Raw genomic sequence first — 18,059 nt, 5'->3', positions numbered from 1 at the left:
GTTGACAAACTATTACATTGATGACAAGGAAGTCGCTATGCCTCGTAATACTTCACGTTCTAAAATTAGCCATACCACTCTTAAAACTTTTACCAAAAGCATGCTGGCTGTCAGCCTATCTATCGCTGGTATTTCTCACGCAAATGCTTATGACAGTGTCACCTTTTTTGGTGATAGCCTGACTGATGGGGGCTATTTTAGTCCTCTAACTCAAAATAATTTTGGGATTCCAGAGTCAGGTCAGTTTACTACCAATCCTGATAATACATGGGCGACCTCATTTGCTGAGCAATTGGGTACAACCTCTGTCACCAATACTTATGACGGTAGTCAAACTGGGAATAATTATGCCATTGGCGGTGCAAGAGCTGGCGTAGATGTTGCTGCTTTCGGTATTCCAGTAGCTTCTGCCAATAGCCAAGTCGATAGCTACCTCGCCAATAACACAGTAGACTCTAATGGACTGTATGTGGTGTGGGCAGGTGCAAATGATTTACTTGCGGCGGCTGAAGATCCTGCTAATGCCCAAGCGACCATACTTGGAGCAGTAGCTAGCCAAACCGAAACGATTAATGCATTAAAAGACAATGGTGCCAAATATATCTTAGTACCTAATATTCCTGATGTCGGTCTAACCCCTAGAGTTATTGATCAAGGGCCTGTAGCACAGGCGCAAAGCACTGGTGCTACTAGTCTATACAATCAATTCATGCTTAGTGCCGCAGCAAATACTGGCGCTAATATCATACCGCTAGATATGTTTAGCTTAACTCAAGAGATCATTGCGTCGCCTGCTCAGTATGGTTTCACTAATGTCACCGATGAAGCTTGCGGTGACAACAATAGCTCTCTAACTTGTGGACCTGATAGTCTTGTAGAAGCAAATGCCAACGAAACCTACTTCTTCGCTGATGGCATACATCCAACAGGTGCTACCCACCAACTGATCGCCGACTATGCAAATGCTGTAGTCACAGCGCCTAGTTTAATCGGTGTGCTGCCGCATATTGCAACGACAACGGGACTTGCAACAAATGAGCGCTTACAGTCACACGTTAACCAAATCCAAAGCAGTGAGCAAAAACCTGCTCGTACCCTATGGGCCGTCGGTGAAGTCGCTAATCAAGAAGTTGCAGGGTTTGATGGTGATAATAACACCCAAGTATTGCTTGGTGTAGATTTTGCTCATCCTAACTCAGCAAATGCAGTGACAGGCTTATACGGAAACATCACTCAGAAAGACTTTGAAAACTCAGACGTTGGCACAGGTTTGAGTGATATTGATCTAGGAGAGGTCGGTTTTGGTGTCTATCACAGCAACAAGTTTGGCGGTTTACAGATCAATGGTGCTGCAGGATTTGGCAACATGGATGTCGATGTCACACGTGCTGTGACACTAGGCAGTAACCAACAACAGTTTAAGTCAAATGCTGATGGCAAGCGCTTTTATGCCAACTTGCAGGCAGGCTACCCAATGCAAGTGAGCAATATTGCCGTCACGCCTTATATCGGTGCAACAGCGAGCCGCGTAAAAATTGACGGACTCAAAGAAAAAGAGATGTCTGGCATTGCTATGCAGTTCGATGAGCAGAAATACTCTACGACATATGGCAAGCTTGGCCTCAAAGCCAATCATAGCTTGATGGAGAACCTCAACTTATTTGGTGACATTCATTACCAAAAGCAGCTGAGTGATAATCGTGAAGCAGTAACCGCACGTTTGAATACGCTACCAAATATCAGCTTTGAGACGCCTATGGTCGAAACTGATGATGATAATGTTGCTATGACACTTGGCCTATCTAGAAGCTTTGGCCTATTGAATGCCAACGCTGGTGTCACGCATTCACAAGGTAATGACGACGATTCAACCAGCCTATTTATTGGACTTAATGGTGCATTCTAAATAAGTTGTTAATCTAGAAGAATGGTATAGGTAATAGGTAATAGTTAATCGCCTATACCATTATAAATTCAAAAGTTGCCATAACCTACTACGATTTTTTTCTATAAGTTTTCTGCCGCACAACTTCTCAACGACAAAACCTAATATCACAGACTCTCTAAAAATCTACTTTACCGCGCAAAGCCTTTGTCTTACCACGCTGGGTCTTTTTATCCACCCATTTACGTTTGGCATTTCTGCTTGGCTTGGTAGGCCTTCTTGTTTTATTAACGTAAGTGGCTTTGGTGATAAAACTTTGTAAACGCTCAAGCGCATCTATTTTATTACGCTCTTGCGTTCGAAACTGTTGCGCCTTGATAATTAGCACGCCTTCCTTTGTTATTCGGCTATCTTTACTATTTAGCAGTCGCTGCTTGTACTCATCGCTCAGACTTGAGTTGTTAATATCAAAACGCAGGTGAATGGCAGAAGATACTTTGTTGACATTCTGCCCACCTGCGCCTTGCGCTCGTATGGCGCTGATCTCTACCTCATTATCATTGAGGCTAACATTATTATTAATAAAAATCATAGTATGCTTTGATCGAATGTGAATAGATATGGTTCATGATAAAGCATTATATAGTCAACCCTCTATAAATTAGGTACGGTGTCGGTCTCGCTTAGTATACTGCTTGTAATACTCTCACTCGGCTTTCTATGGCGTGTCCTCATTTTAAGAATGGGGATAAAAATGAGATAAATTGCAGTCAAACAAGGAAAATAGCGCAGATAATATCGAGATATTAGTCAGCTATTTGACGCCATTTGGCAAGATTTAGCCATTTTTAACCCATTTAGATAACTATCGATTGAATTGAGGACACGCCCTAGTAACCAAATTATATTGAACCGACTACTTATATTGAACCGACTATGGATTGGTCTGCTACTTTGCCAACAGTTGACGACTGCGCTCAATCACTGGCGCATCTACCATCTCGCCATTTATTTTGAATACTGCCTGCCCGCTCCGTTCGTACTCCTCAATCACACGCTGTGCGAATAACAAAGTCTCATTTGTTGGTTGCAATGCTTGTTGGACGACCGCCACTTGTTTGGGATGAATACACAGCATTCCTGACATGCCCATTTGTGACCATAACTGTACTCGCTCGCTCAGTCCAACTTCGTTATTGAAATCAGGATAAATGGTATCGATGGGCGGCGATAATTGGTGCACTTTTGACGTCAGGATTAGTTGATAGCGGATTTGATTGGCGATGATATCAGCGGCAGGCGTTCCTACTTGCACGTGTAAATCATTGCACAGATCTAAAAATCCATAACTAAACGCGGCCAACCCGACTGCTTTTGCCATACTATCGATTTGATACAATCCCATCGCACTCTCAATCAGTGCAATCACAGGTAAATTGGTAAGCTGATGTACGCTTTCTATATCACCTGCTTGCTCAGCTTGGGCCAATAATACTCCCGCTAAATGTGGCATCTTCTGACAGAGCACTATGTCTTTGAAAAATTCTTCACTACCTGCTTTATTAATACGTAGCCAAATCGGCTGATAACCTGCACTGTCGTGATATTGCTGCAATACTTCGCGTGCGGACGCTTTATCTTCTAGCGCAACGGCATCCTCTAAATCTACAATAACCGCATCTGCACCACTAGCAAAGGCTTTCGCTACTCTATCGATGCGAGTCGCTGGCACAAACAGCCATGTTTTATTTTGAGAAATCGTATTTATTTTATTGTGGATAATTGAATCCATGCGTGACTCCATCATATTGTCCAAGTAGCTATTAGCATATTTATTATGCCACTATACAGCTGATGCTCATTTAAAATTAGCAATTTATTCGATAGTGCAAAACCAAGATTACTTAGACATTCTATTAAAAAACCAAATCAAAAAAACCGCATGAAAGAATTATTCATGCGGTTCTTGATTCTCATGCAGTTTTAAACAATTACTTTCTTATCTAACCTATGTCTTATAGTCGATTCAATTTAAAAGTAGTACAAGGCAACCGAGTGTAGATGTATATGTAATACTTCAAGCGAGGTTAACGCTGTAATACTTTTTATAGTGGAATGACTATATAGATTATCTAATTAAGCTAGCATGCCACCATCGACAACGATAGTCGCGCCTGTGGTATAGCTTGAAGCGTCCGACACTAGATACAATACGGTACCAGCCATTTCGTCAGGCTCAGCCACACGTCCTAGCGGAATCGAGTGTAGTGCCATTTTTAAGACTTTATCGTTAGTAGTCAATGCAGAGGCAAACTTAGTATCCGTCAAACCTGGCAATAGCGCGTTGACACGGATATTCAGTGAGCCACATTCTTTAGCAAAGGCTTTAGTCATGCTGATGACTGCCGCTTTAGTAATTGAGTAAATGCCTTGCTTGTCGCCTGCTACTAAGCCATTGACCGATGCGGTATTTAAGATGACACCGCCACCCTGCTCTTTCATCATTTTGCCAGCGGCCGTCGACATAAAGAAGTAACCACGGATATTAACTTCAACCGTTTTATCAAAAGCGGCTAAATCTGTATCTAAGATATGGCCATAGTAAGGGTTGGCTGCTGCGTTATTGACCAAGATATCAATTTGACCAAATTCACTTTTGATATGCTCAAAAATTGCGTCAATTTGCTCCATATCTCCTACGTGGCAAGCAAAAGCACTGGCTTTATGACCGTCAGCTTTGATGCTATCTGCGACTGCTTGGCAAGCATCAATTTTGCGGCTTGAGACAATCACATGTGCGCCTCTTGATGCCAATAGACGGGCAATAGACTCACCAATACCACGGCTAGCACCAGTTACTAGAGCAACCTTACCAGTTAAATCAAATAAATCTTTCATCGTTATTCCTTATATTTTTATAAACTTTATATTTTAAATAATTTTTGAGCGCTAAATTCATGTATCTAAAACGTGTATCTAAAATCAGATAACTAAACGCAGATAATCGCTGTCATAACTAACAGCGATTATCGAGCACTAATAAACTGAACAAAGAGCGCTCAACGATCACGGTTACGCTAGCATACCACCATCTAAGGTGAAGGCATGACCATTCATAAAACTGCTTTCATCGCTGGCAAGCCATGCAATTGCACTAGAGATTTCACTGACGTTTCCTAGGCGGCGCAGTGGACTGGCCTTAATCGTTGCTTGCTGCGTACGCTCATCCATCGTTGCCATGGTATTGCGTACCATTGGCGTATCAATGAAGCTTGGGCATACCGCGTTAAAACGGATATTGGCACGAGCATACTCATGGGCAGCGGATTTGGTCAGACCCATAACCCCATGTTTAGCTGCACTATAGGCTGAGATCATAGGTGCTGAACGCAGACCTGCAATAGATGCGACATTAATCACATGACCACCGCCATTAGGTATCATACAATTGACCGCAGCACGCATACAGTGCCAAACACCTTTTAAATTTACTGCGATATTACGATCAAAGTCGTCATCGCTTAGCTCGTGCATTGGTGAAGGCTTGTGATCGATACCAGCATTGTTTACCACAACATCTAGGCCACCAAGCGTTTCTACTGCAAAATCAAACAACGCACGCACTTCATCACCACTGGTCACGTCTACTTTTTTGAAGACGATACTGTTGCCAGCATCTTGACCTTGTTTGGCAACTGCTTCGCCCATTTCTTCTGCCATATCACCAATGACGACTTTTGCGCCGCGACTGGCTAGTAGTAATGCACTTGCTGCACCAATACCTGACGCACCGCCCGTGATCAAAATTCGTTTGCCAGCTACATCTGATGCAATTCCATTTGTATTCAGTGTCATGATCTATCCCTCTACCTTAAGTACTAGTTTACCGAAATTTTCACCGTTAAAGAGCATCATCAGAGTATCAGGGAATGTCTCGATACCCTCAACGATATGGTCTTTCACTTTCATATCACCTGACTGAATCCAGCCAGCGATATCCTTCATTGCGATTGGATATTCTTTGATATTATCGAACACCACGATGCCTTCCATGCGAGCACGATTGACCAATAATGATAAATAGTTCGATGGGCCTTTTACTGCTGTGGTGTTGTTATATTGACTGATAGCTCCGCAAATAACGATACGCGCATGTAGATTAATCTGGGTAAGCACGTCATTCAAGATATCACCGCCTACGTTGTCAAAGTACACATCGACGCCGTCTGGGCAGGTTTTCTTTAGTGCTTTTTTCACATCTTCGTTTTTGTAATCAATCGTCGCATCAAACCCAAGCTCATCGACCAAGAACTTGCATTTTTCAGCGCCGCCCGCGATACCAACGACTCGGCAGCCTTTAATTTTGGCAATCTGACCGACCAAGCTACCAACCGCACCAGCAGCTCCTGATACCACTACCGTCTCGCCTGCTTTTGGCTGACCTGTTTTTAGCAGACCGAAATACCCTGTCATACCCGGCATACCGAGGACGCCTAAGTAGTAAGACAGCGGCGCTAGACTTGGGTCAACTTTATGTAGACCTGTGCCATCATTGACCGCATACGACTGTACGCCGTCGTGACCTGCGACATAGTCACCTACTGCAAATTTTTCATTTTTACTTTCAATCACTTCACCCACAGTACCGGCGCGCATAACTTCACCAATTTGTACTGGTGCAATATAAGATTTGGCATCGTTCAACCAACCACGCATCGCCGGATCGATAGAGATGTATTCAACCTTAATCAGTAGCTGACCATCGGTGATAGTCGGTATTTCTGTCTCGGTATAATCCCAAGTTTCAGCGCTTGGCTCGCCTACTGGTCTTGCTTTTAGGCGCCATTGTTTGTTTATCGTTGTCATGTCTCTTTCCTTAGAGTTGTCCTTAGAACCAGTCCGCTTGCATATCAGTGCAAACCGAGTTGGTGTTGGTTAATAATTCGATGTCGCGTTTAACTAATGGTAGTTCCCAATCAATGAAGTATTTAGCCGCTTGTATCTTGCCTTTGTAGAAGTTTTGCTGCTCGACATCTTGCGTCGTACTTAGTAGCTGCTCGGCTTTACTGGCTTGGCGAATCCAAATCCAACTCAGTACAATTGAGGCAAAAATATTCATCAGTGCTTGAGCATTACCAGTCAATGTCAGCGCTTCTTCTGTCTGCAACACTTTGCCCAAATGCACGAGCACTTCATGCAACTGACCCATATAAGGCATCAGTTTGCCTGCAAGTTGCGCGCTCTCAGGTGTCGTGATGCTTTCTAAATCTTGTGTAATTTCACGTTTTAGGATTTGAATGCCTAACCCACCTTTTTGCCATAACTTGCGGAATGACAAATCTAGCGCCTGCACACCGTTTGTGCCTTCATGGATAGGATTTAGACGATTGTCACGCCAAAACTGCTCAGCCTGATATTCACGCGTATAGCCTGCGCCGCCCAATACTTGAATACCTAAGTCATTGGCTTTTGGACCATACTCAGATGGCCATGCTTTTAGCACTGGCGTTAGCAAATCTAATAGTTCGGTTAGCTCATTTTGTAGCGTTTCGTCTTCACAGGTATTGATACGGTCAATTAGGTTTGAGCCATATAAGCACAATGAGATGCCACCTTCAGAATAGGCTTTTTGTGCCAATAGCATGCGCTTTACGTCACCATGCTGAATAATAGCCGTTGCATCATCTTCAGGCTTATTGTTTGGCGCAATGCGACCTTGTGTACGGTCTTTGGCATAATCTAGCGAATACTGATAGCCACGATAACCAATCATAGAAGCGCCAAAACCGACAGCGATACGTGCCTCATTCATCATCTTGAACATATAGCGCAAGCCAAAATGCTCTTCGCCGATCAAATAACCATGACAATCGCCTTCATCACCGAAGCTCAATGCCGTAGAAGTCGCACCTCTATAACCAAGTTTATGAATCAGTCCGGTGAGATGTACATCATTGCGCTCGCCAACAGACAAGTCAGCGTTCAAGCGATACTTAGGCACGGCAAATAAAGAGATACCTTTAACACCGCCTGGACCACCTGGCACTTTGGCTAATACCAAATGCACGATATTGTCAGACAGCTCATGGTCGCCTGCTGAGATATAAATCTTGCTGCCTTTGACACGGTACGAGCCATCATCCTGTTTTACAGCGATGGTTTTGATATCGGCAAGCGACGAACCTGCATGTGGCTCGGTCAGTGCCATGGTGCCAGTAAATTCACCTGTCAGCATACGCGGCATAAAGGCTGCTTTGATATCATCACTAGCAAAATGCGAGATGACGTTGATTGCCGCCGTGGTCAGAAATGGATAGGCAGTCGTTGATGGGTTGGCTGCCATAAAGTAGCCTGCCACAGCAGTCATAACCGTCTCAGGTAACTGCATGCCGCCGTCTTCGAAGCTATAACGACCTGCAATAAACCCAGACTCGCGGAACGCATCAAAAGCGACTTTCACATCGTTTATCATGCTGACTTTTTTACCATCGAACTGTGGTTCGTTCTTATCTGCAATATGGTTGTGCGGTAGAAATAAATCTGTCGCAATCTTATTTGCCGTCTCTAATACAGCATCAAATGTCTCACGGCTATGCTCTGAAAACTTTGCGTGCTCAGTGAGTGATTCTGTACCTAGCACATCATACAATTGGAAAGGTAATTCGAAATCGTTTAGGAGGGTATCTGCGGCCATAGTATTCTCGTTAACTGATTAAATGTGATTATCAATTGATATTAGTCTAATTTGACACCTGTCCGTATTGTCATTTATGACATAATTATGGTCAAATAAGACACAAACAGAGTATCTAACCAGTTAAAATAAACCAAATAATGGCTATTTTAGTCAGTACAGCAAAGGAAACGAGTGACTTATGCCCTATTTCAAACCTTTTAAAATGATTATTCTTGGCTTCGATGGTGTACTTGGCAGTGTCCTCTCTGGTGCATTGGACTTGTTTTCATTCACAGGGGTCAGCTGGCAGCGCTTTTCAAATGAGTCTGTAGAGCCACGATTTAATGTGCAAATCGCAAGCTTGGGTGGCGGCGATATTAGGTGTAGCAATCGGTTAATCATGCAAGCCCACTGTGATATCCGAGATGTGACAGAGTGCGATTTATTGCTCGTACCCACCATTGGCGATTCTATTGATAAGGTAATAAAGCAAAATAGTGAGCTGCTGCCACATTTAGTACGACTTGCGAATACCAAGGCCGATATAGCAAGCAATTGTAGCGGTGCATTTTTTTTGGCAAAGGCAGGATTGTTAGATCATAAGATAGCCACCACGCACTGGGGCTATGCTAATAAGTTTAAGGCAGATTTTCCATTGGTGGACTTACAAGAAAATCAGTTTGTGACCCATTCAAGAAGCGAGTCAACAAACCAGTCGGGCAATATATTTTGTGCAGCTGGTGGCAGCGCCTTTTATGATTTGGGGCTATTATTAATAGAGCGTTACTGCGGACGTGAGATTTCTACACAGGTGGCAAAAACTCAAATTATTGATAGCAAAAGAGGCAGTCAAAATAGCTACACTAATGTGACGTTGCACAAGCCGCATTCGGACCATTTGATTAAACAAGTTCAAGAATATATCGAAGAAAACTTTCAGCATTCTTTGCAGGTCAGTAGTTTAGCCGCTATGGTAAATATTACCCCGCGCACTTTAAACAGGCGCTTCCAGTCCTGCGTGGCAATGCGACCGATTGAGTATATTCAGGCCGTCAGAATTGAACAAGCCAAACGCTTACTTGAATTAGGCGATGTATCGATAAAGTCGCTTGCCGATCAAGTAGGTTATGATGATATCTCTTCATTCACGCGCTTGTTCAAACGCGCGACAGAGCTAACGCCTAAAGAATATCAAGATAAATTTTCACGGTTGGCTATTTAAAAAGGACGGTGATTAACGTTTAAGCATCTTGCCACAACCCTTCTACTTGGATAGCATCAGCCTTGATGGTTGGATAATTGGTAAATAATAGCTGATAGCCACCATCTGTATTAGGTATAAGCTGGCAAGTTGCTCCTAGCGGAAAACTGTATTTTTTGCCGATATGACCAAAAGACATACCACTATATATCGGCAATCCTGTTAGTTCATGCAATTGGCGAATGACTGTGGCGACATCATAACGTTTGTCATAACTGTCCTCGCCCGTACCAGACAATGCCCCAAATATAATCGCTTGCTGACCTTTAAATATGCCTGCGAGATATAAGTCATATAACATGCGCTCAATACGATACGCCTGCTCGCCGACATCTTCTAAAAACACAATGCCGCCATCGATACGCGGTAAATACTCACTACCTGCCAGCGCTGACACCACGCTTAGATTACCGCCCCAAATCGTACCAGTTAACAGTTTTGGCTCACCCTTTGTCAGTATGGCAGGTAGCTGCTGACTGGTTAAGGTAGCATCCTGTATGCTGATAGTTAGATTGGGATTGGTTAGTGCTTCAACAAACTGCTGACAGCTGACCTTATCAGGCGCAGTTTTGCCAAACTCGCTATAGAGCATCGGTGCGGCAAGCGAGCTCATTGACCCTTTTGCCAATAGCGCACACTGAATAGCCGTCACATCACTGAATCCTGCGAGTATCGTGCCGCGCTCCTTCATAACCCGTCCTAGCGTCGCCCAGTCCACCATAGGCAATATACGCATGGCACCGTAACCACCGCGCACACCTAGCAGCAGCTTTGGCACGGCTATTGCCCCAGTGGCAAGGTTTTGAAAATCGCTAGCGCGTTGCGAGTCCGTTCCCGCAAAGCGTAAATATTGTCGATTGGTAATAGCAGGATTCTCTACTTTAAACCCAGCACAAGCCATGCGATCTAATGCCAACTGATTACGCTCATCACTCCCACCAACGTTGGAGCTGGCAAAAAGTCGTGTCTCAATCGCAGGCGTGATACAACCTGCCTGCGTCAGTGACTCCTGTGACATTTGTGATGATGAGTGTCCCTCTAACAACGAAGTTGGCAGATCATCTTTAGTCAGCTGCGTACTATGACCAGACTCGATAGGACTGGCTGCAAGCGCTTGAGAAATACCTTGGCTCGCTAATACTGCTGTGCCTGCACTCACACCGATTCGACGTAAAAACTGCCGACGGTTTAGCCCAGATGTTGTTTCAGTTGCACAACTATTTTTATCATCTGTCCATGACTGACGCTTAATCCCCATATCTTACTGCTACCTTATCGCTTTTATTTTTATGACTTGTGTTTTTAGACCTTGTGGCAGCACATTGTAGACGCTTTTCTGATACTGATGGTTGCCTAATCTTTACCGATATTTACTTTTTCGCTACTGAGACACACAATATAGGTCGACTAGATTTGTTACTGTAAATACAAATTCATCGCAAAAAATAAAAGGTAATAATTATGTTTAATAAAAAAACCGATAAAAACAAGTCACTTGACTCTAATTTAGAATACTTGCTGGGCAAAGAAGATAAGCTGAAAGAAAAGTTAGAAGATAGCGGTTATCTTGAGCCGTTTAGTGATGATTTAATGCTATTTATGAGTCTTGTCAAAGACTATTATAAAGGTGACTACCGTAAGATCCCTTTCAAAACAATTTCAGCTGGTGTTATTGGTGCGCTCTATGTGCTAAATCCAATTGACCTCATTCCGGATTCTATTCCGTTTATCGGCCATATCGATGATGCGCTAGTACTTAAGTTCTGTCTAAAGCAGGCCAGAAAAGATCTGCAAAAATACAAAGAATGGAAGCAGGAACAATCAGCTACTAAGGATAAATTAGAAGCTAACAACGACACTAGTAAGATTGATAACGATAAAACTAGTAGTGATGAGAAAGATAGCGACGAGACTGGTACTAATCTGAAGAAATCCTCATAAATATTAATACTTTCAGCTATTAAAAGAAGTGATTCATAATCACAGTATTAAAAAAGCCACGACCGCGAATTAACTTTTCGGTCGTGGCTTTTTAGTTTTCATGATTCATCTGTCGTTAAATTTTAATCAGGCACTTCATAATTAGCTTTTTCTGGATTAAGACCAAACGAGTAGACGAATGTCGCAACGAGGCTATTGACAATAATGAAAGGTAAGTCAATCGCAGCATGACCAAGCGCATAGCGACCAAGCAGCCACGAGACGATCAACATGATAATAAAAAATGCACCCAAATATGCCAAAATTGCAGGGTGTTTCAAATTATAAGGCTGCTCAGGCGTCGGTTGTTTGTCTAATACATACGTCCTTACCGCCCAACCAGCTGCATAAGAAAACCCGCCTAGCACCACGTAACTGAAAAAATTCATATCGCTTAACTCTAATGGTATGACTGTTTATAACAAAATACTATCTATGCAAATATCATCGACCAACAATGGTACTTATAGTCGATACTTATCTAAATACTATCATCAATGCTTATTTAAATACTGTCATCAACATTATCGATAACAAGATTGGCATGTGGATTGGCTAAAATATCAGTATTCACCTCATCACATTCCACGCGGTAGATCGTGTTGGCACCTCGGTAGATATACGACAAGTACTCACTGTCTAAGAGCGGATCAATATTTGCATAGGCTGGTTTGACGTGCGCCAGTACAAGCACTCGATCAGGACGACCAATAACCGCATCGACATTGTCTGGATCAATAGAGAAAAACTGCGGTATGTCACTATTCTCGATCACTTCTAACGGCTCTGGAGTATCCCAGACGCGCTTAGCAGTGACGGGTTCTTTCATCTGCATCACCCAATTGTCATTTTGTTTGCTGACCTTTATCTGAGCAGGCTCATCTTGACTCACCGTATAACAACCTTCAAAGACAGACAGATCTGCTGCAACTTCGGTATCTACTTGAGGGCTAGTATCATTACAAGCGCTCAGAAAAATCGCGCTACTGGCAGTCACACTGAGCATCAAATAGGTCAGTCTCTTATTAAATAAATTCGAGCGTAAGGACATAATGGGTTATCCTGCAATCATGCATTAAAAACTTTTATTAAGTGTACTATTGTCAAAAAACCATCAAATAGCAGATACGAAAAATGCGCTTGGGCATCTTTGTAGCAAAGGCAGCTCTGTAACTAAAAACTAGAGCCTTTCAGAGAGCTTCGCTATTTTAACAGAAAACCAAGACGTTACTATTATGTTATAAGTTACCGTAAGGGTTTTATGACTTTGTGCGTCACGACTGCCCATATTTATGATAGATTTGTTATACTCACAACGCCATCATCATCGTTCGAATAGCGTGAACGAGATGCTCTAGTACTACCCTATGCTTACCACTTATCAGGTCCATACTCTTTTATGTCAGACAACCGTAATTCAATGCCAAACACTCATAAAGACAACGCGATTGATCCATTGGCTGCTAAAACAAATACCACTGTGGCTTATACTGATGGTGCTTGCAAAGGCAATCCTGGCGCTGGCGGCTGGGGCTCACATCTTATATTTAGTGATGGCAGCACGCAAGATTTGTACGGTGGCGACAAAGAAACCACCAATAACCGTATGGAGCTAATGGGTGCGATACAAGCCCTGACCCATAGCCCGCATGAGCATACACTTGAGATTTGGACTGACTCCAGTTATGTCAAAAAAGGCATCACTGAATGGATTGAGGGTTGGAAAAAAAAGGGCTGGAAAACTGCCAGTAAGAAGCCAGTCGCCAATCAAGACCTATGGCAACAATTGGATAAACTCTGCCAACAGCGTGATGTTAGCTGGCATTGGGTCAAGGGTCACGCTGGACATGCTGGTAATGAAAAAGCAGACGAGCTGGCAAACTTAGGTGTCACCTCAAACAGCGGCCATTCAGCTATAGTCAGTGAAGCAGATACGACTAAAAAAAAAGACCAAATAGTGACTGACATTAATACTGATACTGATACCTTGCAAAACACGTCTAGCGCTGACTGGCTAAGTTTCGATCCATTGGGTTTAGATATGATGGACGATGAGTTTGATGAAGAGCTCTTAGAACCTGAGCCGCTAAGAGAAGATAGTCAGAGTGCTGCTGACAATCGTAATATGAATGAAAACATTGCTGTAGAATCTAACAGCCATCAAGACAATACATACAACCCGACGAGTACCAAAGCTATGCCAGATATTCAAACGCACCTAAATGATACCGTCGACAATGATATATTGCCAAGTGTAGAATCTGACGCCCCTAAGTTCGATGGGGATACTAGCCGTGCCAACCCATATTTTAAGCCCCTACTACCAAAGCCGATACACCGCCATGAAGCAGATCGCCAGCTTATCATGGATACAGAAACCACAGGGCTTGATGCACTAAAAGGCGACCGTATTATCGAGGTTGGTATTGTGGAGCTAGTCGGACGTAAGTTTACTGGTGAAAAGCTGCACGTTTATATCAATCCGCAGCGTGGCATGGATGACGAAGTCATTCGTATTCATGGTATCTCTGAAGCATTTTTGACCGACAAGCCGACCTTTGATCAAGTTGCTCAGTCTTTATACGACTTTATGGACGGCGCTGAAATTATCGCTCATAACGCTACTTTTGATATGAACTTCTTAAATATGGAGTTTGCAAAAGTTGGTCTGAATGACTTTGCTAATCGAGTGCAAGTAACCGATTCACTGGCGATGGCCAAGCAGCAATACCCTGGGCAAAAAAACACGCTAGATGCCCTCGTGCGTCGCCTAGATGTTGGTAAGCAAGACCGTACTTTTCACGGGGCATTACTTGACTCAGAGATTTTAGCTGAAGTTTATCTGGCGATGACTGGTGGACAGGTCACGCTAGCCATTGAAGAGGATACAGATACCGATGGCGGACAAACCGCTCATGCAAGTTTCGCCAATTTAGCGAATTTATTGCTGGCTTCAACGGCGGATGAAACTGCTGACCAAAGCTGGTATGCCGCTTTGGCAGAAGATTACCCTGCCCTAAAAGCTAGCATATAATTGTCGTTCGAATTTTTATTGAACCGACATTTGTATAATTTAGTCTTGATTATTATTATAGAAAGCGTTAAAACATCACTAGCTAATACTTTCTAAATCAAATTTATAATATTGCTATTCTCATCAGTACATTATGGAAAAATACTTATGGACCAGTCTGCGCAAATGAAGCTAACCGCCCCAACGCTTAGTGTTACTGATTTTAACCTACCATCACTCCATTTACTGCATGATGAGGTTATAGCAACGCTTAAAGACACCGAGATTCATTTAGGTGAGTTCAATGATGATAGTAGTCAGGCGCCTTTGTTGTCAGACTCTATCGAAGTATTAAAGCAGCTGTCTTGTATTTTTAAACTGATTTCTTTGGTCGGTGCAGAAGCATTGAATGATGCCATTGTTGGTGGTCTACAGAGACTTTATGATAATGGTGATAACAATGATACTGATTTGATCATGGATCTATCAGAAGCCATCATGACCTTAGATCGTTATGTCGAGTTTGTACTATTGACTGAATCGGTAGAGCCTACTCTACTGATACCTGTCATTAACAAGCTTAATGCGCATAGTCAAAAAGCTCCTATTACAGCAGACTATTTTTCTGCATTTGGTAGCAGTAGTGTCATCATCGCCAATCCTGAACAAAACTTTGAATCTCTAAGCACGCTTAATCTAGACACAGAGCTGCTGACCAACGCGTATCGTAGTGGCCTTGCGGTTGCACTACTCAATCAAGATGGCAAAATTGACTCTGCGGATCAGCAAAAGCTGGATGCTATGAGTGCAGCTTGTGCATTAATCGCTGCAAATACTGATAGTTTGTTTTGGCAAGCGGCGACTGCTGCCGTGACTGATATCGCAGCAGTATTACCATTAAACCTAAGTCAAAAGCACACACTTATCTATTTAGAGCAGCAATTTCAAAGCTATTTACCAGTCATGGATACCCGCTTTGCAGATTTAGTGAGCTTTGCCTGTCAACGTGATAACGAGCAAGCGCAGCAATTACGTGCACAGTATGCAAGCAATCATTTAGAAGGTGCTCAGCTAGAACAAATGAAGCGCTTTTTATTCGGTCCTAACCGCGAACTTACCGATACGTTGAACACAATTATTCAAAATCAGATCAATAACATTAAAGAACACGTCGATAGTTATGCACGTGGCGATTCAATTAACCCTATTGACATGCAGACAGCGCAGATTATTAAAGAGCTGACTGAACTGAGTTCGGCATTACGTTTATTAGGTCTGTCCAACGCAGCCAATAGTCTTAGCGAAGCAGCAGAAGCTGTGAGCCATTGGCAAGCGCCTTCTCCTGAAGATTTTGATCATTTGCTACTAGCGCTAATGCATGCAGAGAACGCCACCATTGCTATGGCAGAGATGCATACACCAGGGGCAATCTATCTACCACTGAATAATCCGCATATCTCATTGCATCAGCTTAATACGGCCAATGATACCTTGATACAAGAAAGCCGAACTGCGATTGCTAGTGCTGAGCAAGCCATCAATGATTATTTGGCGGAGCCTGAGCGCGACATGCTTAACATCCAAAATATACCTGGGATGATGCGTCAAGTAGCAGGCGCGGTACGTTTCTTACAGTTGGCCACACCTGCCAGCATGCTGAGTCAGCTAGCCAACTACATTGAAAAGCGTATCGAAGGCGGACGACGTATCGAAGACAGTACGTTAGCCTGCATCGCTGATGTTATTATGGCGGTTGATCATCACTTAGATGGTTTTGAGAATAATCGCCCTGTCAGCAAGCAAGCGCTTGATGTTGGTCAACAGAGCTTGAGCCACCTACTTGCTGCTTAACTTTTCTTATTGTCATGGCATGGTTATTATCTCTTAGCCATGACATCTCATTTGAATACAGATAACTCAAGATAATGTAGGTACAAGTCAGGTACGTGAAAGCGCTACAGTCATTAGGCTGAACCAGCCTGACAACATATATGGATATCTGCATATCTGATTTGTATAGAATTGATGATACTTTACTCTAAAACAGTCTGTGTCTACATCGATGCGGACTTACTTTATAATGTTTGGAATTTTATATGGCCCATGCTTTTGTATTAAGTGATGACAGTATCTTATGCCGTCAAATGCCAGATGGTTGGTGGCCTTTGCAAGTTCAGCTATCACCCGATAGTAATGACTTAAGCGAGCAAGCTTATCAGGTTGGTCACGTAACGCTGCACGAGAGCCTAGCACCAAATCATTGGTTATCAGACGACAGCAATAGCACTGGCAACTATGGAGAGGATACGGTTGATGCCAATATGGCTCATAGCTTTACTGCCCAAGCTACGAGCGCCATGACTTATGACTATGCAGTTGCTCATAACGTAACGCTACCAATTATTGCTGAAAGTAGTGGTAACACTTTTGTTCCTTATCGAAAACTGATGACTCATTTGCCAGTCGCCTTGTCAGATCAGATTAGCCAAGCAATACAACTATTAAGCTGGCAAGCAGATACGCAGTTTTGTAGTCGCTGTGCTAGCCCTACCGTACATGCTAGCCAAGGCGAACGTGCCATGGTTTGTCCAGTATGTCGATTGCGCCAATACCCTCGCGTACAACCGTGCGTCATCACTGCTATTACTCGGCCAAATCCAGTGACAGGTGAGATGCAAATCTTATTGGCTCACCATCATCGTCATGGACAGCAAAACCTACCGCCAATGTATGGTTTGATCGCAGGGTTTGTAGAAGTTGGAGAGAGTCTGGAGCATGCCGTAGTACGTGAAGTCGCAGAAGAGGTCAATATCAGCGTGTCAGATATCCGCTATGTGAGCAGTCAGCCATGGCCATTTCCCTCTAACTTAATGCTTGGTTTTCGTGCATCGTATGCCAGTGGTGATATTATCTTGCAAGAAGATGAGCTAGCACATGCTGATTTCTTTGATCTCTCAAACCTACCCAGAATTCCGCCAAAGGGTAGTATCGCTCGCGATTTGATTGACCAAGTGGCTAAAGAACAAAAGATAGATTTATAATCAGCACTTATCTATAAACACCACATTACGCTATAGTGTTGTATTTTCAATCTCATCTCTTTAAAATCGCTGCTTCTGTGATAAGCGTTTTACTTTAAATCTTATTTTTTAATAAGTAACACGCTAACATGAGTAGTAAAACGCTAACATGAGCAGATGCTCTTATAGATACTGTTTTACAAAGACCGCTTTCTCAACCTTTT

Annotated in this window: 15 protein-coding genes; 6 read left to right on the top strand and 9 right to left on the bottom strand. The window is 43.0% G+C overall.

What is annotated here, in order from left to right:
* The first annotated feature begins 37 nt into the window (after window positions 1–37).
* Window positions 38–1,906: an autotransporter domain-containing protein gene (locus ACTXGF_RS18850; protein ID WP_443533674.1), complete on the top strand. Its 1,869-nt coding sequence runs from the start codon at window positions 38–40 to the stop codon at window positions 1,904–1,906.
* A gap of 157 nt (window positions 1,907–2,063) precedes the next feature.
* Here ACTXGF_RS18850 and arfB read toward each other — a convergent pair whose 3' ends face one another.
* The 6 genes from arfB to ACTXGF_RS18820 form a co-directional block, all read right to left on the bottom strand.
* Window positions 2,064–2,477, bottom strand: a complete 414-nt coding sequence (gene arfB, locus ACTXGF_RS18845; RefSeq protein ID WP_443533676.1) for an alternative ribosome rescue aminoacyl-tRNA hydrolase ArfB — start codon at window positions 2,475–2,477, stop codon at window positions 2,064–2,066.
* A gap of 357 nt (window positions 2,478–2,834) precedes the next feature.
* Window positions 2,835–3,677 (bottom strand): HpcH/HpaI aldolase/citrate lyase family protein, encoded by an 843-nt coding sequence (locus ACTXGF_RS18840; RefSeq protein WP_443533678.1) that lies wholly within the window; start codon window positions 3,675–3,677, stop codon window positions 2,835–2,837.
* A 344-nt stretch (window positions 3,678–4,021) separates the two neighbouring features.
* Window positions 4,022–4,783: an SDR family oxidoreductase gene (locus ACTXGF_RS18835; protein WP_443533680.1), complete on the bottom strand. Its 762-nt coding sequence runs from the start codon at window positions 4,781–4,783 to the stop codon at window positions 4,022–4,024.
* Window positions 4,784–4,957: 174 nt separating this feature from the next.
* Entirely contained in the window at window positions 4,958–5,740 is a 783-nt protein-coding gene (locus ACTXGF_RS18830; RefSeq protein ID WP_102078818.1) for an SDR family NAD(P)-dependent oxidoreductase, read from the bottom strand.
* 3 nt (window positions 5,741–5,743) lie between these two features.
* Complete coding sequence (locus ACTXGF_RS18825; RefSeq protein WP_443533683.1) at window positions 5,744–6,751, bottom strand: NADP-dependent oxidoreductase; 1,008 nt, start codon at window positions 6,749–6,751, stop codon at window positions 5,744–5,746.
* Between the two features lie 22 nt (window positions 6,752–6,773).
* Window positions 6,774–8,579: an acyl-CoA dehydrogenase family protein gene (locus ACTXGF_RS18820; RefSeq protein WP_443533685.1), complete on the bottom strand. Its 1,806-nt coding sequence runs from the start codon at window positions 8,577–8,579 to the stop codon at window positions 6,774–6,776.
* Window positions 8,580–8,760: 181 nt separating this feature from the next.
* On the opposite strand from ACTXGF_RS18820, the gene ACTXGF_RS18815 reads away from it, so the two are divergent.
* A complete protein-coding gene (locus ACTXGF_RS18815; RefSeq protein ID WP_443533687.1) occupies window positions 8,761–9,783 on the top strand; it encodes a GlxA family transcriptional regulator in 1,023 nt (340 codons plus the stop codon).
* 19 nt (window positions 9,784–9,802) lie between these two features.
* Here the strand turns inward: ACTXGF_RS18815 and ACTXGF_RS18810 are convergent, their stop codons facing one another.
* A complete protein-coding gene (locus tag ACTXGF_RS18810) occupies window positions 9,803–11,080 on the bottom strand; it encodes an LD-carboxypeptidase (protein ID WP_443533689.1) in 1,278 nt (425 codons plus the stop codon).
* Window positions 11,081–11,283: 203 nt separating this feature from the next.
* On the opposite strand from ACTXGF_RS18810, the gene ACTXGF_RS18805 reads away from it, so the two are divergent.
* Window positions 11,284–11,763: a YkvA family protein gene (locus ACTXGF_RS18805; RefSeq protein ID WP_443533691.1), complete on the top strand. Its 480-nt coding sequence runs from the start codon at window positions 11,284–11,286 to the stop codon at window positions 11,761–11,763.
* A gap of 122 nt (window positions 11,764–11,885) precedes the next feature.
* Here ACTXGF_RS18805 and ACTXGF_RS18800 read toward each other — a convergent pair whose 3' ends face one another.
* Window positions 11,886–12,191, bottom strand: coding sequence for a hypothetical protein (locus ACTXGF_RS18800; protein WP_102078823.1), 306 nt, complete (start codon window positions 12,189–12,191; stop codon window positions 11,886–11,888).
* A gap of 116 nt (window positions 12,192–12,307) precedes the next feature.
* Entirely contained in the window at window positions 12,308–12,853 is a 546-nt protein-coding gene (locus ACTXGF_RS18795; protein WP_443533693.1) for a hypothetical protein, read from the bottom strand.
* Window positions 12,854–13,201: 348 nt separating this feature from the next.
* Here ACTXGF_RS18795 and dnaQ point away from each other — a divergent pair, with 348 nt between their 5' ends.
* The 3 genes from dnaQ to nudC all read left to right on the top strand — a co-directional run bounded on the left by dnaQ (window position 13,202) and on the right by nudC (window position 17,856).
* Window positions 13,202–14,836: a DNA polymerase III subunit epsilon gene (dnaQ, locus tag ACTXGF_RS18790; RefSeq protein ID WP_443533694.1), complete on the top strand. Its 1,635-nt coding sequence runs from the start codon at window positions 13,202–13,204 to the stop codon at window positions 14,834–14,836.
* Window positions 14,837–14,983: 147 nt separating this feature from the next.
* A complete protein-coding gene (locus tag ACTXGF_RS18785; RefSeq protein ID WP_443533696.1) occupies window positions 14,984–16,666 on the top strand; it encodes a hypothetical protein in 1,683 nt (560 codons plus the stop codon).
* Between the two features lie 245 nt (window positions 16,667–16,911).
* Window positions 16,912–17,856: an NAD(+) diphosphatase gene (gene nudC / locus ACTXGF_RS18780; RefSeq protein WP_443533699.1), complete on the top strand. Its 945-nt coding sequence runs from the start codon at window positions 16,912–16,914 to the stop codon at window positions 17,854–17,856.
* Window positions 17,857–18,059 lie beyond the last annotated feature (203 nt).

The organism is Psychrobacter sp. 1Y6 (genome assembly GCF_052258385.2).
GTDB lineage: Bacteria > Pseudomonadota > Gammaproteobacteria > Pseudomonadales > Moraxellaceae > Psychrobacter.
The sequence above is the reverse complement of the archived record's forward strand: the minus strand, read 5'-3'. Positions and strand labels throughout refer to the sequence as shown.